21 protein-coding genes and 3 tRNA genes are annotated in these 23,599 nt (G+C 61.9%); all 24 read right to left on the reverse strand.

Annotated elements, in window-relative coordinates:
- Positions 1–2: 2 nt before the first annotated feature.
- Positions 3–2,594, reverse strand: coding sequence for a tetratricopeptide repeat protein (locus LPW11_RS01470; RefSeq protein ID WP_230996351.1), 2,592 nt, complete (start codon positions 2,592–2,594; stop codon positions 3–5).
- 12 nt (positions 2,595–2,606) lie between these two features.
- On the reverse strand, positions 2,607–3,254 hold the full coding sequence (locus tag LPW11_RS01475) for a type II secretion system protein PulP (protein WP_230996352.1): 648 nt from the start codon (positions 3,252–3,254) through the stop codon (positions 2,607–2,609).
- On the reverse strand, positions 3,251–3,796 hold the full coding sequence (pilO, locus tag LPW11_RS01480; protein WP_230996353.1) for a type 4a pilus biogenesis protein PilO: 546 nt from the start codon (positions 3,794–3,796) through the stop codon (positions 3,251–3,253). The genes LPW11_RS01475 and pilO overlap by 4 nt, the downstream gene beginning before the upstream one ends.
- Complete coding sequence (locus LPW11_RS01485) at positions 3,793–4,329, reverse strand: PilN domain-containing protein (RefSeq protein ID WP_230996354.1); 537 nt, start codon at positions 4,327–4,329, stop codon at positions 3,793–3,795. The genes pilO and LPW11_RS01485 overlap by 4 nt, the downstream gene beginning before the upstream one ends.
- Positions 4,326–5,246 (reverse strand): type IV pilus biogenesis protein PilM, encoded by a 921-nt coding sequence (gene pilM / locus LPW11_RS01490; protein ID WP_230996355.1) that lies wholly within the window; start codon positions 5,244–5,246, stop codon positions 4,326–4,328. Before pilM ends, LPW11_RS01485 begins: the two co-directional genes overlap by 4 nt.
- Before the next feature lie 9 nt (positions 5,247–5,255).
- Positions 5,256–6,977, reverse strand: a complete 1,722-nt coding sequence (locus tag LPW11_RS01495; protein WP_230996356.1) for a GspE/PulE family protein — start codon at positions 6,975–6,977, stop codon at positions 5,256–5,258.
- Between the two features lie 3 nt (positions 6,978–6,980).
- Entirely contained in the window at positions 6,981–8,189 is a 1,209-nt protein-coding gene (locus LPW11_RS01500) for a type II secretion system F family protein (protein WP_230996357.1), read from the reverse strand.
- Between the two features lie 107 nt (positions 8,190–8,296).
- On the reverse strand, positions 8,297–8,479 hold the full coding sequence (locus LPW11_RS01505) for a hypothetical protein (RefSeq protein ID WP_230996358.1): 183 nt from the start codon (positions 8,477–8,479) through the stop codon (positions 8,297–8,299).
- Positions 8,479–9,210 (reverse strand): polyprenol monophosphomannose synthase, encoded by a 732-nt coding sequence (locus tag LPW11_RS01510; protein ID WP_230996359.1) that lies wholly within the window; start codon positions 9,208–9,210, stop codon positions 8,479–8,481. Before LPW11_RS01510 ends, LPW11_RS01505 begins: the two co-directional genes overlap by 1 nt.
- 165 nt (positions 9,211–9,375) lie before the next feature.
- A tRNA-Asp gene (locus tag LPW11_RS01515) sits at positions 9,376–9,452 on the reverse strand.
- 49 nt (positions 9,453–9,501) lie between these two features.
- A tRNA-Val gene (locus tag LPW11_RS01520) sits at positions 9,502–9,577 on the reverse strand.
- An 11-nt stretch (positions 9,578–9,588) separates the two neighbouring features.
- Positions 9,589–9,665: transfer RNA gene (locus LPW11_RS01525), tRNA-Asp, on the reverse strand.
- 22 nt (positions 9,666–9,687) lie between these two features.
- Entirely contained in the window at positions 9,688–9,963 is a 276-nt protein-coding gene (locus LPW11_RS01530) for an HU family DNA-binding protein (protein WP_230996360.1), read from the reverse strand.
- A 74-nt stretch (positions 9,964–10,037) separates the two neighbouring features.
- A complete protein-coding gene (gene lon / locus LPW11_RS01535) occupies positions 10,038–12,461 on the reverse strand; it encodes an endopeptidase La (protein WP_230996361.1) in 2,424 nt (807 codons plus the stop codon).
- A 14-nt stretch (positions 12,462–12,475) separates the two neighbouring features.
- Positions 12,476–13,729: an ATP-dependent Clp protease ATP-binding subunit ClpX gene (gene clpX / locus LPW11_RS01540; protein WP_230996362.1), complete on the reverse strand. Its 1,254-nt coding sequence runs from the start codon at positions 13,727–13,729 to the stop codon at positions 12,476–12,478.
- Positions 13,726–14,325 carry an ATP-dependent Clp endopeptidase proteolytic subunit ClpP gene (gene clpP / locus LPW11_RS01545; protein ID WP_230996363.1) on the reverse strand — a complete coding sequence of 200 codons (600 nt, stop codon included), beginning with the start codon at positions 14,323–14,325 and terminating at the stop codon, positions 13,726–13,728. The genes clpX and clpP overlap by 4 nt, the downstream gene beginning before the upstream one ends.
- A 13-nt stretch (positions 14,326–14,338) precedes the next feature.
- The gene (gene tig / locus LPW11_RS01550; protein ID WP_230996364.1) at positions 14,339–15,643 is read right to left on the reverse strand and encodes a trigger factor; all 1,305 of its coding nucleotides are present in this window, start codon (positions 15,641–15,643) and stop codon (positions 14,339–14,341) included.
- 329 nt (positions 15,644–15,972) lie between these two features.
- Positions 15,973–17,001, reverse strand: coding sequence for a cytochrome d ubiquinol oxidase subunit II (gene cydB / locus LPW11_RS01555; RefSeq protein WP_230996365.1), 1,029 nt, complete (start codon positions 16,999–17,001; stop codon positions 15,973–15,975).
- Between the two features lie 13 nt (positions 17,002–17,014).
- The gene (locus LPW11_RS01560) at positions 17,015–18,394 is read right to left on the reverse strand and encodes a cytochrome ubiquinol oxidase subunit I (protein WP_230996366.1); all 1,380 of its coding nucleotides are present in this window, start codon (positions 18,392–18,394) and stop codon (positions 17,015–17,017) included.
- Between the two features lie 155 nt (positions 18,395–18,549).
- Positions 18,550–18,960 (reverse strand): RrF2 family transcriptional regulator, encoded by a 411-nt coding sequence (locus tag LPW11_RS01565; RefSeq protein ID WP_230996367.1) that lies wholly within the window; start codon positions 18,958–18,960, stop codon positions 18,550–18,552.
- A 500-nt stretch (positions 18,961–19,460) separates the two neighbouring features.
- Positions 19,461–19,589 carry a hypothetical protein gene (locus LPW11_RS22350; protein ID WP_269145431.1) on the reverse strand — a complete coding sequence of 43 codons (129 nt, stop codon included), beginning with the start codon at positions 19,587–19,589 and terminating at the stop codon, positions 19,461–19,463.
- 178 nt (positions 19,590–19,767) lie between these two features.
- Complete coding sequence (locus LPW11_RS01570) at positions 19,768–19,983, reverse strand: ComEA family DNA-binding protein (RefSeq protein ID WP_230998232.1); 216 nt, start codon at positions 19,981–19,983, stop codon at positions 19,768–19,770.
- Positions 19,984–20,321: 338 nt separating this feature from the next.
- On the reverse strand, positions 20,322–21,905 hold the full coding sequence (gene cimA, locus LPW11_RS01575) for a citramalate synthase (RefSeq protein WP_230996368.1): 1,584 nt from the start codon (positions 21,903–21,905) through the stop codon (positions 20,322–20,324).
- A 91-nt stretch (positions 21,906–21,996) separates the two neighbouring features.
- Entirely contained in the window at positions 21,997–23,217 is a 1,221-nt protein-coding gene (locus tag LPW11_RS01580; protein WP_230996369.1) for an aspartate kinase, read from the reverse strand.
- Positions 23,218–23,599: the final 382 nt, after the last annotated feature.

Raw genomic sequence — 23,599 nt, forward strand, 5'->3', positions numbered from 1 at the left:
GGCTACTGCACCTCGACCACCGAATTGAAAGGGACGACCTCTATGCGGTCCCCTGTCGGCGTGGTGAAATTGGCGTTCGCCAGCCCGATGCTGGCTCCGCCCTTGGCAAGGGCCTTGAAGGTGAAGGAGGCAATCTGCCCGGCACCCTCGACCCCGGGGCCCGCCCCGGCGCGCGACAGCGAGACCCACACTTCCCCCCTCTTCTTGTCGGGGTATGCCTGGAAGTTGGTGGCGCCGCCGCTCTTCAGAAGCGTCCCCTCCCGTTGTTCTACTACTTCGAGGAGCTTCGGATCATATACCACGGTGAAGACTACGTTCGCCAGATTCTTCGCACCGGTCTCAGAGACCTGCACTGTAAAGTTCTCCTTTGCCCGCACCGACGCCGGAGCCTGCAGGTTCAAGAAAATCTTCCCTGCTCCCTGCCCCGCGGCTCCCGGTGCAGATGCCGGGGCCTGCGCCGCCACGGCGGGCTGCGCAGTAGCGGGAGCTGCCGGCTGCGGAGCGACGGGCGGCGCGGCGGGAGGCTGCTGGATCGCCGGCTGCTGGATCGCTGGCTGCTGGGCCGCCTGGACCGGCTGGACCGGCTGGACCGGCTGCCCGGGTGCCGGAGCAGGGGGTGCCGGAGCCGCTGCAGGAGCGCCCTGGGGCGCAGCTGCTGCTGCCGGTGCCGGCGCCGCCTGGCCCCCCCTCGCCGCCGGCCGCTTCGCCGGCGCCGCCGCAGTCTCAGCAGCCTCCGGTGCGGCAGGGAGCTCAGGTTCCTGGACGAAGGAGGCGTACGGCTTGTTGGAGGAGGGATCGTCCTCGCGGCCGGACCAGAAGGAGGCCACGTCACCCTCCGGCACGGTCACGGCGCGCACGATGCGCGGGGTGATCGCCAGCATGAGCTCGGTCTTGTCGTTCGACTTGTTGGTGTTGGTAAGGAGCGACCCGATGAGCGGGATGTCCCCCAGGAAGGATATCTTGTCCTTGCTGTCGTTCTTGATGTTCTGGATCAGCCCCCCGATGATGCTCGTCTCCCCGTCCTTCAGGGAGAGGACCGTGTCCAGGTTCCTCGTGCCGATGGTGACGACGGTGGTCGCCTGGTCGGTGCCGACAGTATCCCTCTGCAGTATGGAGCTTACCTCAAGCCCGAGCTTGATGGAAACCTCGTTGTTGAGCTGGATCGTCGGCTCGGCATTCACCTTCACGCCGACGTCGACGTACTGCACGTTCACGCTCACCCCGCCGCCGGACGGGGAGGAGGTGGTGGTGATCGGGACCCTGGTGCCGACGTTGAACTTCGCCTTCTCGCGGTTCTTCACCCGGATCTTCGGATTGGAAAGGGTTTCCCCGTTGGCAAGGGTCTTCCCGAAGTTGAAGGTCGCGTTCGGCACGGTCAGGTAGCCGTTGTACCCCTGGTAGGAGAAGAAGTTCAGCAGGTTCTGCGGACCGACCGTGGAGGACGTACCCCCGTTGGAGGTGGAACTCGACGACGAGCTCAGGCTGTCCACCATGACCTGGCCGTTCGGGTTCGTGGCGACCGCGGAGACGGCGTAGCGGGAGAGGGCGAGACCGAAAGCCTCCTCGTTCTTCTTCGCGATCTCGAACACCTCAACCTCGAGGAGCACCTCGGCGTCGGGGACGTCATTCGCCTCTATTATCCTGCGCGCCACGTCTATGACGTCCGGGGTGTCGCGGATCACCAGCGCGTTCATCTCCTCGTTCACGTAGATCTTCTTCACCGTCAGCATGGTGCGGATCAGGTTCACCGCCTTTTTTGCGTCGAGCTTGTTCAGGTAGAAGGTCTGGACCACCAGCTCCTCGTACTGCTTGTTCTTGTCCGGGGTCTTCGGGTAGACGATGATGGTGCTCTCGTTCAGGACCTTCTTCCCGAGCTTGTTCACCCCGCAGATGATCTCCATCGCCTGCTGGAAGGTCGCGTTCTCCAGGAAGAGGGAGACGTTTACGTCCTTTACGGTGTCGTCAAAGATGAAGTTGATCCCCGAGAGCTGCGTCAGGATGGAGAAGATCTCCTTGAGCTTCGCATCCTTGAACTTCAGGGTGATCGGCTTCGTCGACTTCAGGTTCAGGTCGAAACCGTCCAGCTTCGGGCGCTTCGTCTGCACGAGACGTTCGAGCGCCTCCTTGATCTCTTTCCCCGCCGGGTCGAACTCCAGGGCGTGCCGGTAGGAGTTCAGCGCCTCGCGCGGCTTGCGGTTCTTCTCGAACTCCACCCCTTCGTTGAAGTACGTCTGCGCGTTCCTCAGCTTGAGGGCGCGGTCCGCCTGCTGGCGCGCCTGTCCGAAGGAGGGGTCGATGGCGCCGGCGGTCTGGTACTCGCGCAGCGCCCCCTCGTAGTTCTTCGCCGCGAAGAGCGCCTCACCCTTCTTGAAGTGCGCCTCGGCCGCCTTCTCGCTCGCGTGCAGGAACCGGACACGGTACTCGCCGACCTCCGGATGCTGCGAGGCGACCTCGGCGTACTTCACCACCGCCTCATCCAGATTCCCGTCCTTTTCCAGCTTTTCCGCCTTGCTAAAAGCGGACTTCCCTCCTGCGCACCCGGACAGCGCGAGCGCGGCCAGGAGCCCCAGGGTAATCGATTTCATATGATGCATGACAGTTACTCCTTACGGTGCCCTTCTCCCGCCTCGCGGGGTCAGCCCCCGGTGCTCCACGAGCGGGATCACGACTTCACCCGCCCCGCTGCGGGAGGCGATGGTGATGGCGTCGTCAGTGAGATTGGTTACCTCGTAATTCCCCGCTATGATCGATCCCTTCTTAACGACGTATATCTCCTTTTCACTGGAGATGAAAACCCGCTGCTCCCCACCCTTCTTCAGGAAGCCGAGGAAGGTGAAGTTCGGCATGGGAGGGGGCGGAGGAGGCCCCGGAGGGGGCGCCTGCTGCGGCTGGGCCTGCGGCTGCTCCGGCAGCTGAGACTTCGGCGGCAGGGGAAGCGGCTTCGGCGGAGGGGGCAGCGGCTTGAATGGCGCGGACTTCACCTCGTCCCTGAAGATGGGGGCAAAGAGGTCGCGGCGCACCGTGGTACTACCCCCCTCGCGGTTCAGGACCTCCAGGTGCAGGCGCTCCCCTCGTCCCGCAGGGGCGGGGCGGGCCGGTGCTGCGGCCGGAGCGGGTCTGCGTGCCGGCTGGGGGGCGGGGCGCGGGGGCACGCTGCCGATTCGTTGCTGTTTCGGGAAGCGCACGACGCTGTAGATGATGGCGCCGGCGAATACGACGAGGAGGATCGCCAGGATCTGCTTCTTGCGGTTCATGCCCCCTCCGTCTTCAGGAAAGCAGTCATCTGGATCTGGAGGTCCACCACCTTCTCGGTATTGCTGGTGCTTCTGAGGGAGACGGTATTGAGCGTCACCATCTGCGGGTAGCGGGAGAGGTCCCCGATCAGCCCCTTCAGCGCCGGGTACGTCCCGGTCACGGTGAGCGCGATCCCGTAGGAGACTATCGGCCCCTTGTCCGTTCCCGGCCGGTAGCCGATGGTCTTGAGCTGAAGGGAGCGCTTCTCCGCGAGGGCGAAGAGGTCCTCCAGGAAGCGCGCGAAGTCCCTCTTCGGGATCAGCCGCTCCTGGAATATGGCGAGATCGCGCTGCGAGCTCTGGTAGGCTACCGTCCGGTCGGAGGCGCGGTCCCCCCCGGCGGCCCTGGTGGAGAAGTAGGCCGCCTGCATCTTCTCCAGCTCCGGTTCCTGGGAGAGGGTGCGGTAGCCGTAGAGGGCGGCGTCCAGGAGCGCCACCACCAGGAGGGCGATCAGGAAGTAGCGGCTGCCGCGCACCATTTCACGTAGGAGCTCCGGGTTCATGGCTGCTTCACCTTCGCGGTCAGGGTGAAGGTCACCCCGCGCTGCGTCAACCCTACCTTGGTCTGCTGTTGGGTCAAGAGGTACACCTCCGAAAAATAGCTGGAACGCTCGAGATTCTCCAGGAGGGTGCGCAACTGCGAGAAGGAGCGGCTGACCCCGCCGACCTTCACCGTGTTCGACTTCACCTCGGGCTCGACCGAACTCAGCGCGACCCCCTCGGGGACGACCGCCTCCAGCTGGTCCAGGAGGGGAATCCACTGCACCGACTTGAGCGACAGGATCTTGTTCGCGGCATCGATCTGGGTCGTGAGGGCGCGATACTGCTGCTCGCTTACCTGCGGTGTCCGCCCCGATTTCGCCGCCGCGGCCTCGGTCGCCCCCTTCAGCCGCTTTATCTCGCCGGCGCGGAAGGCGGCATCCTGGATCTGGAAAAGGAGGGCTGCAAGGAGAATGAGGATCGCCGCGGCAATCGCCCCGTTCACCCCCCTCGTGTTCACGTAGCGCCTGGTGGCGAGGTTTATCTTTACTCTCATGACAGGCTCCTTGCCGCCGCGCCGAGCGCACCGCACAGGGTGTGCAGCGTCGCGCGCTCCGCGGAGAAGCCGCTGCCGGAGCTCGTCAGGCGCTCCACGTCGAGAAGGACCGGCTCGATCCCGCTCGCCTCGGAGACGAGGACGCGAAATGCCTCCGCCTCCGCGGGACCTGCCATGCAGAAGACGTCGTTCACCGGGCGCCCCGGGAACTTGTCCTTGTACACGAGGAAGGAGCTGTTAACCTCGCGGTACAGCGAGGCGGCATCGCTGGCGAGTTCCTTGTTGCGGTAGAAACAGAGCTCGCCGGCATAGAAGATGAGCATGCTCAGCGACCCGCCGTAGAAGGTCACGAAGGCGAGGTTCTCCGCCATCTCCAGCCGGTGCGCAAAGAGCCGGTACAGGTTGAACGAGGTGAAATCGATGAAGCGCGGCTCCACGCCGGCCAGAAGGAGAAGTTCCTCGTACTGGGTGATGATATCCCTGCTGATGAGGGAGACAAGGAGCGACACCGCGCCGGACTCCGTCTGGTGCAGCGTCTGGTAGTCGAGGTGCATGGAGCTTATCTCCATCGGGAAGTTCTTCTTGAGCTTCCAGCGGATGATGTCCAGCCCCTCCTCCCGGCTCTTGAAGCGCGCTTCCAGATCGAGCAGGAGGACGCGCCCCACCGCGTCCGGGAGGGAGACCGAGACGGACTTCCCCCTGGCCAGAAGCTTCAGGTACCCCTCCCGCACGGCGGAGACGAAGGCTTGCGGGTTCAGCACATTCGGCTCCCGGCGCGAGAGGCGCAGCGTCCCTTCCGGGAAGGGAGCCGTCTGGTACCCCTCCACCTTCAGCGCACGGGCGCTTCCCCCCGCAAGGGCAAGCTTCAGGCCGTCCGGGGCAAGCTCCAGCCCCACTCCTCTCTTGGCAAAAAGCATCGCTATCCCCTACTCCACGAAGGTGACTCGGTTGATTTCCCTGATGGTGGTCTCCCCGGCGAGAACCTTGCGCACGGCGCTCTCCCGCAGGAAACTCGTCCCCGCCTCGCGCGCCGCCTTCTTTAGCGCCGCGATCGGGGCCTTGGTGATGATGAGCTCCCTGATCTCGTCGTTCAGATCGAGGAGCTCCACGATGGCGGAACGCCCGCGGTACCCGTTCCCGTTGCACTCGTCGCAGCCGACCGCCTCGTAGAGCGTCACGCCGCGCGTCCGTTCCGGATCGATGGCGCTCTCCAGGAGTGCCTCGTCGGAAACCCGGGTCGCCCTCTTGCAGGCAGGGCAGATGCGGCGCACCAGGCGCTGGGCCATGACGCAGTTAAGGGAGGCCACGAAGTTGTACGGGTCTATCCCCATGTGGGTGAATCGCCCGATGACGTCGAAGACGTTGTTCGCGTGCACCGTGGTGAAGACGAGGTGGCCGGTAAGGGCGGACTGCACCGCGATCTGGGCGGTCTCCGAGTCCCTTATCTCCCCCACCATGATCTTGTCCGGGTCGTGGCGCAGGATGGAGCGCAGGCCGCGGGCGAAGGTGAGCCCCTTCTTCTCGTTCACCGGGATCTGGGTGACGCCGGAGAGCACGTACTCCACCGGATCCTCGATGGTGATGATCTTCTCCTGCCCGGTGTGGATCTCGGTGAGCGCGCCGTACAGCGTCGTGGTCTTTCCGGAGCCGGTCGGGCCGGTGACGAGGACCATGCCGTACGGTTCCTTTATCATCTTGCGGAAGCGCTTCACCTCCGCCGCCTCCATCCCGAGCGTCTCCAGGGTGAGACCCTTCAGGTCGGTGGCGATACTCTCCTTGTCGAGGATACGGATGACCGCGTCCTCGCCGAAGGCGCTCGGCATGATGGAGACGCGGAAGTCGATGGACTTGCCGCTGATGCGGACCTTGAAGCGGCCGTCCTGCGGGATGCGGCGCTCGGAGATGTCGAGCTCGCTCATGACCTTCAGGCGGGAGATGAGGGGGCCCTGGAAGTGGCTGTCGATCGGATCGGTCGCCTGGTAGAGGACGCCGTCGATCCTGTACTTTATGATCACCCCTTCCGAGGCGGTCTCGATATGGATGTCGCTGGCGCGCCTGGTGAGGGCGTCCAGCACGGTGGAGTTCACGAGCTTGATGATGGGGCTCGTATCGGCGGAGACCGTCTCCACCGAGAGGATCTCCTCCCCCTTCTCCGTCTCCGTCACCAGCTGAAGCATGAAGTCTTCGGAGACTTCCTTCAGCACGCGACTCGTCCCCTCCCCGCGCTTCAGGTGGTAGGTGATCTCCCCTTCCGCGGCGACCTTCAGGCGCAGGGGGCGCTCCAGGAGAAGGGACATCTCGTCCAGGGTGAGGACGTCGGTAGGATCGGGGATCGCCACCACCATCGTCTCGCCGTCCAGTTCCAGCGGCACGAAGTGGAAGCGGTACATCGAATCGGGAGGGACCGAGTTGAACACCTCCTCGTCCGGGCGGAACCCCTTCAGGTCGGCGAACTCGAGTCCGAACTGCTCGGCGAGGGCGCGGGCGAGGACGATGTCGCTGATCAGCCCGTCGCTCAGGCAGATCGCCCCCAGCCTCTCCCCGGTGGCGCGCTGGCGGTCCAGTGCGTACGCGAGCTGGTCCGGAGTGAGCGCTTCCATCTCCATGAGGATTTCGCCGAGTTTTCTTTTGCGAAACGGTTTAAGCATCTGCTACCCCACGTTCCCGGCGATCTTGAAGATCGGTAAATACATGGTGATGATGATGGCGCCGATGACGCCCCCCATGACGATCATGATGGCCGGCTCAACGGCGGTGGTGAGGATGTGGAGGTTGCGGTCGATCTCCTCCTCGAAGTAATCCGATATGTCGGAGAGCATCTGCTCCAGGGCCCCCGTGGTCTCGCCGACTGTAAGCATGCGCAGGGCCAGCGGCGGCATGATGCGCGCACCCTCGATGGCGGCGGAGAGGCGGCTCCCCTCCTCGACCCGCACGACGGCCTCCAGGAGGTTTCGCTCCAGGACCCGGTTGTTCAGGGTGCCGACCGACATGCGCAACGACTCCACGATCGGGATGCCGCTCCCGAGAACGGTCGCAAGGGTGCGGGTGAACCCCGCAACGGAATAGCGCAGAAAGATCGTCCCCAGGAAGGGGGTACTGATCTTGAAGCGGTCGACGGCGAAGCGCCCCGCCTCCGTGCGGCTCCAGCGCTTGAAGAAGATGTAACCGACGACGGCACAGGCGATGAAGATCGGGAGATAGCGCCTGAGGACGCCGGTGAAGTTTATCAGCATCTGCGTCGGGAGGGGGAGCGCGTTCCCCGAGTCCGCGTAGATCTGGCTGAAGGTCGGCACGACGTACACAAGGAGCATCCCCACCGCGAGGACGGCGACGGTGACGAGGATCGCCGGGTAGATGAGGGCGGAAATAACCTTCCCCTTGAACCCTTCTGTCCTTTTCAGGAAGGCGACGTAGCGCCTGAGGGTTTGCGGCAGGTCGCCGGTCCTCTCCCCCGCCTGGATGGAGGCGATGTACAGGTGGGGAAAGACCCTCGGGTGGCGCTCGAAGGCGCTGGAGAAGGCCATCCCCCCCTTCACGTCCTCCCGGATGATGGCCAGGACCTCGTACAGGCGCCCCTTTCCGCCGCTCTCAAGGATCGTGTCGAGCGCCTGGATGATCGGCAGCCCCGCCTTCAGGAGGACCAGGAGCTCCTGGTTGAACATGAGGAGGTCCTTGTTGCTGACCTTCTTGCGCACCGTCGCGCTCTCCAGGAGAAACTGCAGGGGCTTGCGGCGCACCTCGAACACGACGAACCCCTGCTCCTCCAGGCTCTGCCTGAGCAGTGTCGCATTCGCCGCATCGAACTCGCGTTCGATGATCTTGCCGTCGGCGCTCCCTATTTTGCAGTTGAAGACAGACATAAGTTCTAATCATTACCACAAAAGGTGGGGAAAGAAAATACAAAAGGGGAAGGAATTTCGCGCCTGTCGCGGCGCTGCGGGTGGGGGGAGTGCTTCGGTCGCCCTCCTCAGGCGTTGGCCATGCCGAGGAGCCAGAGGGCGAAGGAGACGATCATGGCAACCCCCCAGGGGAGTGCCGCGCGCCCTGCGAAGACCCCGCGCGCGGGGAACCCCTTCAGAATGAGGCCGATGGTGGCGGCGATCCACCCCCATACCCCTGCGATGCAGACGATTTTCCAGACTCCGCCCATCAGCCCCCCCCCGCCGGGCACAGTCTCCTGCAGACCGTCCCGAGCTTCAGCTTCCATACCATGAGCACCGCCTCGCGCACGATCCGCTTCGACATCTTCGAGGTACCGGCGTGCCGGTCGATGAAGATGATCGGCACCTCCCCGACCTTGAAGCCGCGCTCCACGCAGCGGTAGTTCATCTCGATCTGGAAGGAGTAGCCGTCGGAGCGCACCCGGGAGAGGTCGATCGACTCCAGGACCTTCCGACTGAAGCACTTGAAGCCGCTCGTGCAGTCGGAGATGGAGAGCCCGGTGATCGCCCGGGTATAGACGGAGGCGAAGTAGCTCAGCATGAGGCGGCGCAGCGGCCAGTTCACCACGCTGACGCCGTTCAGGTAGCGTGATCCGATCACCAGGTCGTACTCCGCCATCTTTTCGAAAAAGAGGGGGAGGACCGCCGGGTCGTGGGAGAAGTCAGCATCCATCTCCACCACGACATCGGCCCCCCAGTCGAGAGCCACCCGGAACCCCTCCCGGTAGGCGGAGCCGAGCCCGAGTTTCCCGCTGCGGTGCAGGACGCGCACCCGCGCGGACTCGCGCGCCAGGGCGTCCGCGAGCTCTCCGGTGCCGTCGGGGGAGTTGTCGTCTACGATGAGAAGATGGACGCGCTCGTCCAGCGCCAGGATCTGTCTGGCGAGCCGCTCGAGGTTGTCGCGCTCGTTATAGGTGGGGATTACTACGACAGGTTTCACAGGATACGGTACTCTCTTTCGGCGCTTCGAAGGGGATGACCACCCGGCGGGAGCCGCGCTCCCCCGGGACGCGAGGAGCATAAACGATTCGCCTGGAACAAGTCAAGTCAAAGGGGGAGCGCGGGCACAAAAAAAGACCATCCTTTCGGACGGTCTTTCTTGTAATGGCGGGGTTGACGGGGCTCGAACCCGCGACTTCCAGCGTGACAGGCTGGCACTCTAACCGACTGAGCTACAACCCCCTGCTATTAGTACTGCAACGGCGCGTCGGCGCCTGGTACTTCCGTAAAATGGTGGGCGAAGAGGGGATCGAACCCCCGACATCCAGCTTGTAAGGCTGGCGCTCTCCCAGCTGAGCTATTCGCCCTGAAGAAATAATGGCGGGGTTGACGGGGCTCGAACCCGCGACTTCCAGCGTGACAGGCTGGCACTCTAACCGACTGAGCTACAACCCCTTGTAGCGTTTATTCCGGGAGACTACTCGTTGAGGAGAGCCTTCAGGGTGTTACCGGGCTTAAACCTCGGGGTGACCGAGGCAGGAATATCAATCTTCTCACCGGTCTGCGGATTCTTCCCGGTGCGTGCGCCGCGCTCCGCGACGCTGAAGGTGCCGAAGCCGACGAGGGTAAGCTTGTCCCCCTTGGCGAGGCACTCGGTGAGTGCATCGACGATGCCTTTGAGACACTTGTCCGCTTCTGCCTTCGTTATATCTGCGCCTTCGGCAATGGCGTTTATCAGCTCAGACTTGTTCATCTAGCGCCTCCTAGCACTGCATCGCAAAGTGAAGCCATCTTATAGCAGAAGCCTCGCGACGGTGTCAATCATTTTTAGTGGGTCGCCCGCGAATTATCTCCGGCAAGGGACGCCCCCTCTCCGTACACCCCCTGGGTGTGCACAGGGACCTCCGCAAGGAGCGCGAGGGAGAGGACTTCGTCCATGTGCCCGACAAGGTGCACCGTGAGCCCCGCCACGATCTCCTGCGGCACCTCCGCCAGATCCCGCTCGTTGTCGGGCGGCAGGAGAACGGTGGTGATCCCCCCGCGGGCGGCGGCGAGAAGTTTCTCCTTCAGCCCTCCGATCGGAAGTACGCTGCCGCGCAGCGTCACCTCGCCTGTCATGGCGATGTCGCGCCGCACCGGCCTTCTGGCGAGTGCAGAGGTGAGGGCGCACGCCATGGCGATCCCTGCAGAGGGACCATCCTTCGGTATCGCCCCTTCCGGGACGTGGATGTGGATATCGAGCTGCTGGTAGAAGTCGCGGGAAAATCCGAGGATCTCGGCGCGGCTGCGCACGTAGGTGAGTGCCGCCTGCGCCGACTCCTGCATGACCTCGCCGAGCTTCCCTGTGACGGTGAGCTTCCCCTTCCCCGGCACGGCCACGACCTCGATGTTCAGGAGCTCCCCTCCCACCTCGGTCCAGGCGAGCCCGGTCACCAGCCCCACAGAATCCTTCTCCTGCGCGGTCCCGAAACGGTAGCGGGGAGCGCCGAGGTGGTCGTGCACCTGCTTCGGCGTCACGCTGCGCTTCAGCTTCCCACCCTTCGCGGCGGCGAAGGCTACCTTGCGGCAGACGGCACCGATCTCCCGCTCCAGGGAGCGCACCCCCGCCTCCTTCGTGTAGTGCCGGATGATCTCCAGAAGGGACGGCTCCGAAAAGGAGATCCCCTTCCCCGCCATCCCGTTTTGCTTCAGCTGTTTCGGCACCAGGTACTGCCGGGCGATCGCCAGCTTCTCGAGTTCCGTGTACCCCTCGAGACGGACGAGCTCCATGCGGTCAAGGAGCGGACGGGGGATCGTGTGCACCGAGTTCGCCGTGGTGATGAACATGACCTTCGAAAGGTCGTAATCCAGGTCGAGGAAATGGTCGTTAAAGGAGGTGTTCTGCTCCGGGTCGAGGACCTCCAGGAGAGCCGAGGCGGGGTCGCCACGGAAATCGGTGGTCATCTTGTCGATCTCGTCGAGAAGGAAGACGGGGTTGGAGCTGCCGCACTTCTTCAGCGACTGGATGATCTTTCCGGGCATGGCGCCGACGTAGGTGCGCCGGTGGCCGCGGATCTCGGCCTCGTCGCGCACCCCTCCGAGAGAGACCTTCACGAAGGTCCTCCCCGTCGCCTCCGCGACGGAACGGGCAAGCGAGGTCTTCCCCACCCCCGGGGGCCCTACGAGACAAAGGATCGGCCCTTTCAGCCCCTCGGCGAGGGAGTTGATGCACAGGTACTCCAGCACCCTCTCCTTCACCTTCTCGAGCCCGTAATGGTCCGCGTCGAGGCGGGCCTGCGCCGCGGCGAGGTCGTGGCTCTCCTCGGTGCACACCCCCCAGGGGAGCGCCAGCAGCCAGTCGAGGTAGTTTCGCACCACCGCGGCCTCCGCCGACATGGGGGACATGAACTTCAGTTTCTTTATCTCGGAGAGGGCCTTCTCCCGCGCCTCCTCCGAGAGCTTCAGCTTCGCGACCTTCTGCTCGAGGGCTCGCAGCTCCTGCTTCGACTCGTCCTTCGCCCCGAGCTCTTTCTGGATCGCCCTGATCTGCTCGTTGAGATAGTAGTCCTTCTGCGTCTTCTCCATCTGCTTCTTGACGCGGGCATGGATCTTCTTCTCGATCTGCAGGATCTCGATCTCCGCCTCCATGAGGGCCAGAAGCCGTTCCATCCTCTTTGCGGGCGAAACGAGAGCGAGAAGCTCCTGCTTTTCCAGGACCTTCAGATTGAGGTGCGGTGCGATGGTATCGGCGAGGCGGGAGGGGTCGGAGAGCCCGGAGACGGACTGCACGACCTCCGCAGGGACCGCATTGGTGAGACTTACGTAGTTCTCGAAGGAAGCGAGCACGCCGCGCTTCAGCGCCTCCGTCTCGCTCCCCTTCCCTGCGGGCTCTTGAAGGGAGTGCACCTCCACCTCGAAGTAGGAGCTCTCCTCGGTGAAGGAGACGATCTCGCCGCGACGCTTACCTTCCACGAGGACCTTCACGGTCCCGTCCGGGAGCTTCAGGAGCTGGATGATCTGGCAGAGGCAACCGACCGGGTAGATGTCGGCGGGGGACGGATCCTCGGTCTTGGCGTTTTTCTGGGTGGCCAGCAGGATGAGCTTTCCGCTCTCCGCCATCGCCGCCTCCAGCGCTGCCACCGACTTCTCGCGCCCTACGAAGAGGGGGATCACCATGTGGGGGAAAATTACGATGTCTCTTAACGGAAAGAGAGGGAACCTTTCCGGATTCCCCCTCCTCCTTCTTGCCTTCGTTGTTTTCGCTTCGGTCATTATTACCTGTGCTTTCAGGCGGATTCCGCCACGCTCTCGTACACGACGATCGGTTTTTCCTTGTTGTAGATCACCTCTTCGCTGATCACCACTTCCTTCACCATCGCCTGGGAAGGTACCTCGTACATGATGTCCAGCATGGCGTTCTCAAGGATGGAGCGAAGCCCGCGGGCCCCCGTCTTTCTCTTCAGCGCCTCGCGGGCGATGGCGATGAGGGAGCCGTCGGTGAACTTGAGCTTCACGTGCTCCATCTCGAAGAGCTTCTGGTACTGCTTGATCAGTGCGTTCTTCGGCTCCTTGAGGATCTGCACCATCGCCTCCTCGTCGAGCTCGGTCAGCGACGCGAGCATCGGGAGACGCCCGACGAACTCGGGGATGAAGCCGAACTTCAGGAGATCCTCCGGGGTCACCCCCGCGAGGAGCTCGCCCGCCTTCTTCTCCACTTTCTTCTTCACATCGGCACCGAAGCCGAGAGTCTTTATACCTATTCTTTGCTGGATGATGTTATCGAGCCCCGGGAAGGCGCCGCCGCAGATGAAGAGGATATTCGTAGTATCCACCTTCAAAAACTCCTGCTGCGGGTGCTTCCTCCCCCCTTTCGGCGGGACGCTCGCGATCGTCCCCTCGATGATCTTCAGGAGGGCCTGCTGCACACCCTCGCCGGAGACGTCGCGGGTGATGGAGGGGGAGTCGGATTTGCGCGCGATCTTGTCGATCTCGTCTATGTAGATGATCCCCTTCTGCGCCTTCTCGACGTCGTAGTCCGCCGCCTGCAGGAGGGTGAGGATGATGTTCTCCACGTCCTCCCCCACGTACCCCGCCTCGGTGAGGTTGGTGGCGTCGGCCATGGCGAAGGGGACTTTCAGGATGCGCGCCAGGGTCTGGGCAAGGAGCGTCTTTCCGGAGCCGGTCGGGCCGAGGAGAAGGATGTTCGACTTCTGCATCTCCACGTCCCCGGGCTTCACGACAGCCTCGACGCGCTTGTAGTGGTTATATACCGCAACGGCGAGCACCTTCTTCGCCCTGTTCTGCCCGATTACGTACTCGTCCAGGACTTCCTTGATCTCCTGGGGTTTGGGGAGCTTCTTTACATCGGGGCCCGCGGCTTCCTCGAGCTTCGACTCTTCAGCGATGATGTCGTTGCAAAGTTCGATGCACTCGTCGCAAATGTAAACCGTCGGCCCGGCGATGAGCTTCTTTACCTCCTCCTGACTCTTCCCGCAAAAGGAACAAATCAGGGTGTCGGAGCGATCATCTCTTCTGCTCACCTGGCACCTCCCGTCACGAAGTTCCTCGTGACTATGGCATCAATGATACCATACGTCTTCGCTTCATCAGGAGACATGAAGTAGTCGCGCTCGGTATCGGTCTCCACCTTCTGCACGCTCTGCCCGGTGTGCTCCGCGAGGAGCTTGTTCAGGCTCTCCTTCATGCGCAGGATCTCCTTCGCATGGATGTGGATGTCGGTTGCCTGCCCCTGGAACCCCCCGATCGGCTGGTGGATCATGATACGGGCGTTGGAGAGGGCGAAGCGCTTGCCGCGCTCCCCCCCGGAGAGAAGGAACGCGCCCATGGAGGCTGCCTGTCCGATGCAGATGGTGGAGACGGGCGCCTTTATGTAGCGCATGGTGTCGTAGATCGCCATCCCTGCCGTCACCACCCCGCCCGGGGAGTTGATGTACAGGTGGATGTCCTTGTCCGGATCTTCCGCCTCCAGGAAAAGGAGCTGCGCGATCACCAGATTGGAGACGTTGTCGTCGATGGCGCCTCCCAGGAAGATGATCCTGTCCTTCAAAAGACGGGAGTAGATGTCGTACGATCTCTCGCCCCTGCCGGTCTGCTCCACTACTATCGGTACAAGCATGGTATATGCTCCTTTAGATTTCTTCCTTCGCTACTTCCTCGACCTTTGCCTTTTCGAGGAGGAGCTCCAGCGCCTTCTCCTCCCTCATCTGCGCGATGAGGTTTTCCTTGGCGCGGGGGTTGGTAAGGTAGAGGTTCTTGAAGTATGCGGCTTCCTTCTTCGTGTGCCCGGCGATCTCCTCCGCCTTCGCTTCGATGTCCGCCTCGGTTACCTGCACACCCTCCTTTTCCGCCACGGCCTCAAGGAGAAGGGAGCCCTTCACCTGGGTCCTGGCGCTTTCCCTGAACTGGGACTTGTAGCTTTCCTCGGTGAGCCCTACCTGCTCCAGCGACATGTGCTGGGAGGCGAGACGCTTCTTCGTGTTCTCCAGCATGTTGGCGACGTGGCGATCCACCATCGCCTCCGGGACCTCGAGGTCATTCTTCTCGATGAGGGACTGCACCACGCGGTCCTTCAGCTCGTTCTCGACGCGCTGGCGCTCCTGGGTCTCGTGGACCTCCTTCAGGCGCTCCTTCAGCTGGTCGAGGGTCTCGAACTCCTCGCCAAACCCTTTGGCAAACTCGTCGTTGAGCTCCGGGAGCTCCTTCACCTTGATCTCCTTCACCGTGATGGAGAAGGTCGCCGGCTTACCGGCCAGGTGGCTCGCGCCGTAGTTCTCCGGGAAGTTCACGGTAAGGTCCGCGGTGTCGCCGGCGGCAAGGCCTACCATCTGCTCCTCAAAGCCCGGGATGAAGCGCCCGGAGCCGAGCTCCAGCTGAAAGTCCTCCGCCTCGCCACCCTCGAACGGTACGCCGTCCATGAACCCCTTGAAGTCGAAGACGACGAAATCGCCGGTCGCTGCCTTGTGCCCTTCCGCTGCCGGCACGAGCTGCGCGAGGCTGTTTTGCATCTCCTTCAGGCGCGCATCGATGACCGCCTCGTCGACGACGAGTTTTTCCTTCTTCACCTCGAGCCCCTGGTACTCCTTCAGCTCGACGGCCGGGTACACCTCGACGGTGGCGCTGTACTTGAAAGGCTGACCCGGGGTGAGGGTATCGCTCTCGATGAGGGGGAAGGAGACGGGGGAGATCCCCTCGTCGTTCACTGCCTGGAAGTAGGTATCGTTCACCAGCGTCTTCAGCACGTCCTCGGCCATCTTCTCGCTGTAGGTTTTCTCGATGAGCTCCATGGGGACCTTCCCCTTGCGGAATCCCTTTATCGCCGCGTGCTTGCGGATCTCGGTGTAAGCCTTGGTGATCTCATCGGAAACGCGCTCCGCCGGAATCTCAAAGTTGATCTTCTTCTTGATGCTGCTGAGCGTTTCTACTTTGATCTGCATTATGTACCCTCTCTTTGTATGCGCTTTATATGGCAGGCTCACTGCCGCAATGCTTCTGCTGGTTTTTGGAAGGTGGGACCATTGAAGGATTTCTGGGAAACGGTGGACGGACAGGCATCCTGGTCAGCGCTGGGAAACCGGCAGAACGTCCGGGACAACCACAGGCGGAACGCATTAAAGCGGTAAAATAACAAAGGGGAAGGGAAGTTGTCAACATAGAATTGACTCTGCTCCAGGCGGGTCCGGCACCCCTCTCGGGTGCCGCTACGGAGCCATCGGGCGCTTCCGCTTCCCCGCTTTCCGATGCGGAAGCGCCCCTCTAACCATCCTCAGTACGCCTCGCTCCCATCCAGAAGATCGGCGCCTCGTACCTTGCCGCGGAAGACCCGGTATGCCCAGATCTTGTAGACGATGACGATCGGGACGAAGATGAAGGCGACCCCCGTCATGATCCGCAGCGTGTAGGGGGAGGATGCGCTGTTGAAGATCGTGAGGCTCGCCGCGGGATCGATGCTGGAGGGGATCAGGTTCGGGAAGAGCCCGATCACTCCGGTGAAGACGACCCCGAGGATCGTCAGGCACGATAGGGCAAACGCCGCGAGCGGCGCCTCCCGCATGAGGAGGATCCCAGCCCCTAGCAAAGAGAGTACCGCAATGACCGGCACCACTGCAAGAAGCGGGGTCGAGATGAAGTTGTCGTAGAGCTTCGTGGCGAAGTAGCTGTGACCGAGGAAGGTGACCGCCACGAGTACAAGGGGGATCCAAACCTTGCGGGCGGCGGCGAGCGCGCGGCGGCTCACCTCCCCTTCCGTCTTCACCGCCACGTAGAGCGCCCCGTGCTCCAGGAAAAGAAGGAGAAAGAGGAGGCCGGAGACGATCCCGTACGGATTGAGGAGGGCGAGCAGCGAGCCGTGATAGCCGGCGGCGTCCATCGGAAGCCCCGCAAATATGTTCCCGAAGGCTACTCCGAAGAGAAGGGCCGGAACAAAGCTGGAGAGGACGATGGCGCTGTCCCACACCCGACGCCACACGGTCCCCTCTTCCTTGCTGCGAAACTCGAAGGACACCCCGCGCACGATGAGCCCGAAGAGAAGGAGAAGGAGCGGCGTGTACAGGTAGCTGAACATGGCGGCGTAGGTCCCGGGGAAGGCAGCGAAAGTCGCCCCCCCGGCGGTGATCAGCCACACCTCGTTGCCGTCCCACACAGGGCCGAAGGTATTTATGACGACCCGGCGCTCGCTGTCACTCTTTCCCAGAACAGGCAGAAGCATCCCGGCGCCAAAGACGAAGCCGTCGAGCATGAAGTAGGCTCCCCACAGAACTCCCCACAGTACAAACCAGATGACGTTCAATTCCATGATACGACCCCTCCTATTTCGCGGCTGCGCCGATGGCGGTTAACGGTTCTGCTGCGGGCTCTGCGGTCTCAACCGGGACGGTTGTCCCCTCAGGCCCCTTGCGGGCAAACTTCGCGATCAGGTAGATGTCCACAAAGCCCAGCAGCCCGTACAGGAGGGTGAAGCCGATGAGAGAGCCGACGACCTGGCTCGCCGTGATGGCGGTGGAGACGGCGTCCGAGGTTTTCATCATCCCGTAGACGATCCACGGCTGGCGCCCGACCTCGGACACGATCCAGCCGAGCTGGTTGGCGAGGTACGGGAGGGGGATGGAGTACACCATCACCCTCAGAAAGAGCGGGTAGCGCTCTAGCATCCCCCTGCGCACGAGGAAGAAGGCAAGGGCCGAGGCGAGGATGAAGTAGGTGCCAAGCCCGACCATGGTGCGGAAACTGGCGAAGACCGGGAGGACGGGGGGACGCTGGTCGGGGGGGAAGGAGTTCAGCCCCTTGATCTCACCTCCCGCGTCGTGGCGTGCCAGGAGGCTCAGGAGGCCGGGCACCGGGAGCGCCTCCACGAGGTTGCAGGCGTTCTTCTCATCCGGGAAGGAGAAGAGGTGCATCGGGACGTTACAGCTCGTCTGCCAGATCGACTCCATGGCGGCGAATTTCGCCGGCTGCGTCTTCGCCACGTCGAAGGCATGGGCATCGCCGATGACCGCGACCATGACGGAGGAGAGGAGAGCGAAGCCGGCGGCAAGGGAGAAGGAAGCGCGGAAGAAGGAGCGGTTGGAGCCGCGCAGCAGGTGCCAGGCGGATATTCCCATGACGAAGAAGCCGGCCACGGTGTAGGCGGAGGCGAGTTGGTGGGTGTACTTGAGGATCCCGAAGGGGTTCGTGAAGAGCGCCAGGAAATCGACCATCTCGGCGCGGCCGTTGCGCAGCACGTATCCGACCGGGTGCTGCATCCAGGCGTTTGCGAGGAGGATCCAGAGGGCCGAGAGGTTCGTGCCGATGGCGACCAGCCAGATCGAGAGGAGATGCACCTTTTTCGACACCTTGTTCCAGCCGAAGGCCCACACCCCGATAAAAACGGACTCGAGAAAGAAGGCGACCGTCGCCTCGATGGCCAGCGGGGCACCAAATATGTCGCCGACATAGCGGGAATACTGCGCCCAGTTCATGCCGAACTGGAACTCAAGGGTAATCCCGGTCACCACGCCGAGGGCGAAATTGATCAGGAAAAGCTTCCCCCAGAAGCGCACCATGCGCAGGTACTGCTCGTCTCCGGTTCGCACGTAGCGCGTCTCCATGAAGGCGAGCAGGACAGATAGTCCCAGGGTAAGTGGTACGAATATGAAGTGGAACATACTGGTGACGGCAAATTGCAGTCGGCTCAGGGTCAACACGTCCATCGATTCCCTCCTTGCAGGGGTCTCCCCCTTTCGGTTAGTTTACAGCTTAAAAAGGATCTTTTTTATCCCTTATCAGATCAAAAAATTTCCCGCTCCCCTCCGCAGCGCTGCCCTTCTCGGGCAGCGCTTTGTATCGGCAAGGGCGGGTTTCTGAGCTATTCGGTGCTGACGGCAGCCAAAGTCTCGATGGTGACCCCGTCAAGGATCTGCACGACCTCGGTCTGGACCGTTTTCCAGATCATATGTACCTGGCATGGCCCGTTTCTATCACAGGGGTTGCCGAGGAGGCAGCGATTCGGTACAATCGGCCCCTCCACCGCTTCCACGACCTCCCGCAGCGTGATCTGCGATGCAGGGCGGGCGAGGACGAAGCCGCCCCCGGTCCCCCGCGACGAGGTCACCAGCCCGATCTTTGCGAAGCTCTGGAAGATCTTCGCCAGAAAACTCTGCGGCACCTCGGCTGCGGCAGCGATCTCGCTTATCAGCGAAACCTGGCCGGGGGGCTGCTGCGCCAGGTAAATGATGCCGCGGATTGCGTATTCTCCCTTTCGGGTCAACTCCATCATAAAGAACCTTTCGGATCATTTTTATCCTCTTATAACCCACCCCCTTCCCCCTGTCAACTGAAAAAGGAAAAAGCTCTCGATGGCGCCGCAACCGCTGCTAGATTAGCTTCATAAACTCAGACTCAGCATTTCCGGCAGCCGACACCCATCTCGAGATGTGCAGTAAAAGAAGCTCATTGCGAAATTGCAGGAAAGAGACAGGAAGTCCTGGCTCAGATAGGGAAGGAGGGGGATGGTGCAGGGACAGGGCGCTATACCCGGGGTCAGGCTTCGCATTTTCGGATTTGAAGCGATGATAGTGAGTTGGTAATGCCGGCGAATGTGCCGGAGGCTTCGCGGGGTGCCTGAACGAAAGAGAGGTCTTTTGATCTGGTGAGGAGTAATAGGCAGAGCTTCCCGCAATTCTCTGCGGACACAAAAAAAGGATTCCACTGAGGGAATCCTTTTTTTGCATCTATAGTCGGAACGCCTACCGCACGGTCCGCTCTTACCAGAAGGGCTCAGCCGAGGAGGTTATTGTTGTTCCTCGCCCTGTTCGCCAGGATCGTCGGATCCAGCACCTCGCCGCAGCAGGTGCACTTCCAGGCGTCGAAAGACCGCACGAAGTCGTAATATTTTTCCGAGAACATTCTCCCTTTGCATTTAGGGCAATTCATAATAGCAACCTCCGCATTGATAGGAATTGATCGTGTCTGCTAGGGAGTGTTTACATGTTGCGTGCCAATAAGGAATGCTTCAGCAAAAATGATTTGGAAAGGGGGTGGAAAGCGAGGTGTAAAGCTTGACACCATGCGAAGTTGGCTCTCGTTAGAAATACCTCCTGATCTTCGACAGCGTCCCCTCTCCGATGCCAGGAACGCGCGATACCCCCTCCAGAGAGCGAAAAGCGCCATTTTTGTGACGGTCCTGCACGATGCGGTGCGCGAGGGCGGGGCCGATCCCAGGCAGGGCTTCCCAGTCGGAAGCGGCCATATCGTCGGGATCGAGGGGGATGCCGAAGAGGATCCGCTCCGCTGCCGCCATCTTTTCCAACGATAGGACACCTACTTGCGCAGCAGGACGGGAAAGCGTCAAAATATCACCGCTTGTTAGTACCTTTTCACCATTTACCCCGTTCGCGGTAGACGGGAAGGGGGGAGTAAGCGTCATTTTGGTGACGGTCGTCACCGTCACACCCACAGGATAATTATACACCCCGGGGTGCGGGAAATCTCCGGCGAGCCGCACCAGCACATGGTGTGGATCCGCACGCAAAAAGGCCGCGCCTCCGGAAGGGGTCCGGGTAGCGCGGCCTTTGAAGAAGACAGGAAGCGAGACGACGAGGGCGAGGACGCAGACTGTGAGGCGTCCGGCGCGGGGCATCAGCGAATTCCCCCTCCCTCCTCTTCCTTGTGCAGCTTGTACTCCACGGAGTCGATCAGCGCCTGGTAGGAAGCCTCGATGACGTTTGCGGAGACACCGACCGTCCCCCAGCGGCTTTCCTTGTCACCGGACTCGATGAGGACCCGGATGGCCGAGGCGGTCCCCTGCCCTGCCGGGAGGACGCGGACCTTGTAGTCCAGGAGCTTTACCTCCTTGAGCTTCGGGTAGAACTTCTCCAGCGCCTTCCTGAGGGCGTTGTCCAGCGCGTTCACCGGGCCGGTCCCCTCCGCTGCGGTGTGCTCCACCTTCCCGCCGACTTTCACCATGATCGTCGCCTCGGAGGTCGGCTGGTCATCCTCGTGTCTCTTCTCGTCGATGACGCGGAAGCCGATCACGGAGAAGAACTTGCGGTGCGTGCCGAGGGCGCGGCGCATCAGGAGCTCGAAGGTCGCTTCAGCCCCCTCGAACTGGTAGCCGCGATTCTCCATTTCCTTGATATTCTCCAGGATCTCCAGTGTCACCGGGTCCTTGCTGTCCAGGTTGATGGAGAACTCGCTCGCCTTGGCAAGGATGTTCGCCCTCCCGGAGAGATCGGAGACGAGGACGCGGGTGGTGTTCCCTACCAGATTGGGGCGCATGTGCTCGTACGTCTCAGCGTGGCGCTGGATCGCCGATACGTGGACTCCCCCCTTGTGGGCGAAGGCGGAGTCCCCGACATACGGCTGGTGCTTGTTGGGGGCGAGGTTGGCGAGCTCGTAGACGTAGCGGGAAAGCTCCCGCAGGCGTCGCATGTTCTGATCCGAGAGACAGTCTCTCCCCATCTTCACCTTTAGCGCCGGAATGATGGAGCAGAGATTGGCGTTGCCGCAGCGCTCCCCGAAGCCGTTGGCTGTCCCCTGAACCTGTACGATGCCGTTTTCCACCGCCACGATACTGTTCGCCACGGCGCACTCGCTGTCGTTGTGGGCGTGGATCCCGAGAGGAGTGGTGATGATCTGGCGCACTTCCGAAACGATGCGGGCGACCTCGAAGGGGAGGGTCCCCCCGTTGGTGTCGCAAAGAACGATGCAGTCGGCGCCCGCCTGCGCTGCAGCCTCCAGCGTCTTGATGGCGTACGCGGGATTTGCCTTGTAACCGTCGAAGAAGTGCTCGGCGTCGTAGAAGACCTCCGGCATCCGCTCCTTCAGATAGACGAGGGAGTCGTAAATCAGCTCGAGGTTCTCCTCCAGGGAGATGCGCAGCGCCTCGTGGACATGGAAATCCCAGGTCTTGCCAAAGATCGTCACCACGTCCGCCTCGGACTGCACCAGGGTGCGGATGTTCTGGTCCTTGTCCGGAGTGATCTTCGCCCGCCTCGTCGAGCCGAAGGCGGCAATCTTCGCCTGGGAGAGCCGCTCCTTCTTGATCTCCTTGAAGAAGGTCACATCCTTCGGGTTGCTCCCGGGCCACCCCCCCTCGATGTAGTGGATACCGCAGTCGTCCAGCTTGTGGGCGATGCGAATCTTGTCCTCCACCAGAAAGGAGATGTCCTCCGCCTGAGTTCCGTCGCGGAGCGTCGTATCGTACAGTTTTACAAGGCTCATCTTACCCACCTTTAAACGGCGTCTTTACAGCACTTCCTTCCTCACCCCTTGGGCCGGAGCAGCACGCTCCCACGAGGTGGGCGAAAGGACGTTACTCTTTCCCCGCCAGCCCGAAGACGTCGTGCAGTACGCGCACGGCGAGCTCGGTGTACTTTTCGTCGATAACGACGGAGATCTTGATCTCGGAGGTGGAGATCATCTGGATGTTGATCCCCTCGGCGGCGAGGGTCTTGAACATGGTGGAGGCCACCCCTGCGTGGCTCCTCATGCCGAGGCCGACGATGGAGATCTTGGCGACGTTCTCGTCGGTGAGGACTTCCTTCGCCTGGATCGCCTGCGCCGTCTCCTTCGTGATGGCGAGAGCCTTCTTGAAGTCCCCCTTGGTGACCGTGAAGGTAAAGTCGGTGGAACCCGCCTCGCTCACGTTCTGCACGATCATGTCCACGGAAATGTTCGCTTCGGAGAGGGGGGTGAGAATCTGAGCCGCGATCCCGGGCTTGTCCGGCACCTGCATGACCGCAATCTTTACTTCATCCTTGGCATAGGCGATGCCCGAGACGAGCACTGCTTCCATATCTTTATCCTCCTTGGTAACCATGGTTCCCAAATTGTCGTTGAAGCTCGAACGCACATGCACGTCCACGTTGTATTTCATGGCGAATTCGACGGAACGGATCTGCAACACCTTCGCGCCGACGCTGGCGAGCTCCAGCATCTCCTCGTAGGTGATACGCTCGATCTTCCTGGCGTCCTTCACCATGTTCGGGTCGGTGGTGTAGACCCCGTCCACGTCCGTGTAGATCTCGCATACATCCGCCTTCAGCGCAGCAGCGAGCGCCACCGCCGAGGTATCGGAACCGCCGCGCCCGAGGGTGGTGATGTTGCCACTGTCGTCGACCCCCTGGAATCCGGCGACGATGAGGATCGTCCCCTTGTCCAGGTCCTGCCGCATCTTCGTGTCGGGGATCTCCTCGATGCGCGCCTTGCTGTAGGAGTTGTCGGTGACGATCGGCACCTGGAACCCCAGGTACGATTTTGCGTCGTAACCCATCGATTTCAGGCACATGGCGAGGAGAGAGATGGAGACCTGTTCCCCCGCCGCCACCAGCACGTCGTACTCGCGGCTGTCCGGGAACTCGCTCATCTCGTTTGCCAGCGCCACCAGCTTGTTCGTCTCGCCGGACATGGCGGAAACCACTACCACCATATCGTTTCCGGCGTCATAGGTCTTTGCGACCCTCCTGGCGACGTTGCGTATCCTCTCGACGGACCCCATCGAGGTACCGCCGTATTTTTGGACCACTAAGGCCATGTCCGTCCTCCTTGTCCTGAATATCGAACGGCAGCCGAAGCCGCCGCGCGCGGAACACTGTTATTACCAAGATTAATCCAATGGGTAAAGCACTTTTTTCAACCGCGAGATCTCATTCACATCAATAACATGTAGGTCACTAGTCGGCCGAAGGGGTTCCGGGTAAACAGCAGTTTCATGGCTTTAAACACGAGATAGGAATAGCACCCTTAAGGGCTTGCGTGATTCCCGCCTAAATACAGTCTGCGCGGGACACCCTTTGCACTAAAATGTAGGCCGGGATAAGCCGAAGGCGTTCCCGGCACACAGCAGTCTCAGGTTGAAACGGCTGCCGGAAACGCTGCGCTTATTCCGGCCTACAAGGACACGGAGGCCTCAGCAA

The organism is Geomonas sp. RF6, from assembly GCF_021044625.1.
In the GTDB taxonomy this organism is placed as follows: domain Bacteria; phylum Desulfobacterota; class Desulfuromonadia; order Geobacterales; family Geobacteraceae; genus RF6.

Excerpts from the sequence above, each read along its gene's own strand:
- LPW11_RS01470 (WP_230996351.1), bottom strand. The coding sequence starts at position 2,594 with ATGCATCATATGAAATCGATTACCCTGGGGCTCCTGGCCGCGCTCGCG.
- LPW11_RS01475 (WP_230996352.1), bottom strand. The coding sequence starts at position 3,254 with ATGAACCGCAAGAAGCAGATCCTGGCGATCCTCCTCGTCGTATTCGCC.
- pilO (WP_230996353.1), bottom strand. The coding sequence starts at position 3,796 with ATGAACCCGGAGCTCCTACGTGAAATGGTGCGCGGCAGCCGCTACTTC.
- LPW11_RS01485 (WP_230996354.1), bottom strand. The coding sequence starts at position 4,329 with ATGAGAGTAAAGATAAACCTCGCCACCAGGCGCTACGTGAACACGAGG.
- pilM (WP_230996355.1), bottom strand. The coding sequence starts at position 5,246 with ATGCTTTTTGCCAAGAGAGGAGTGGGGCTGGAGCTTGCCCCGGACGGC.
- LPW11_RS01495 (WP_230996356.1), bottom strand. The coding sequence starts at position 6,977 with ATGCTTAAACCGTTTCGCAAAAGAAAACTCGGCGAAATCCTCATGGAG.
- LPW11_RS01500 (WP_230996357.1), bottom strand. The coding sequence starts at position 8,189 with ATGTCTGTCTTCAACTGCAAAATAGGGAGCGCCGACGGCAAGATCATC.
- LPW11_RS01505 (WP_230996358.1), bottom strand. The coding sequence starts at position 8,479 with ATGGGCGGAGTCTGGAAAATCGTCTGCATCGCAGGGGTATGGGGGTGG.
- LPW11_RS01530 (WP_230996360.1), bottom strand. The coding sequence starts at position 9,963 with ATGAACAAGTCTGAGCTGATAAACGCCATTGCCGAAGGCGCAGATATA.
- lon (WP_230996361.1), bottom strand. The coding sequence starts at position 12,461 with ATGACCGAAGCGAAAACAACGAAGGCAAGAAGGAGGAGGGGGAATCCG.
- clpP (WP_230996363.1), bottom strand. The coding sequence starts at position 14,325 with ATGCTTGTACCGATAGTAGTGGAGCAGACCGGCAGGGGCGAGAGATCG.
- tig (WP_230996364.1), bottom strand. The coding sequence starts at position 15,643 with ATGCAGATCAAAGTAGAAACGCTCAGCAGCATCAAGAAGAAGATCAAC.
- cydB (WP_230996365.1), bottom strand. The coding sequence starts at position 17,001 with ATGGAATTGAACGTCATCTGGTTTGTACTGTGGGGAGTTCTGTGGGGA.
- LPW11_RS01560 (WP_230996366.1), bottom strand. The coding sequence starts at position 18,394 with ATGGACGTGTTGACCCTGAGCCGACTGCAATTTGCCGTCACCAGTATG.
- LPW11_RS01565 (WP_230996367.1), bottom strand. The coding sequence starts at position 18,960 with ATGATGGAGTTGACCCGAAAGGGAGAATACGCAATCCGCGGCATCATT.
- LPW11_RS22350 (WP_269145431.1), bottom strand. The coding sequence starts at position 19,589 with ATGTTCTCGGAAAAATATTACGACTTCGTGCGGTCTTTCGACGCCTGG.
- LPW11_RS01570 (WP_230998232.1), bottom strand. The coding sequence starts at position 19,983 with ATGGCGGCAGCGGAGCGGATCCTCTTCGGCATCCCCCTCGATCCCGAC.
- cimA (WP_230996368.1), bottom strand. The coding sequence starts at position 21,905 with ATGAGCCTTGTAAAACTGTACGATACGACGCTCCGCGACGGAACTCAG.
- LPW11_RS01580 (WP_230996369.1), bottom strand. The coding sequence starts at position 23,217 with ATGGCCTTAGTGGTCCAAAAATACGGCGGTACCTCGATGGGGTCCGTC.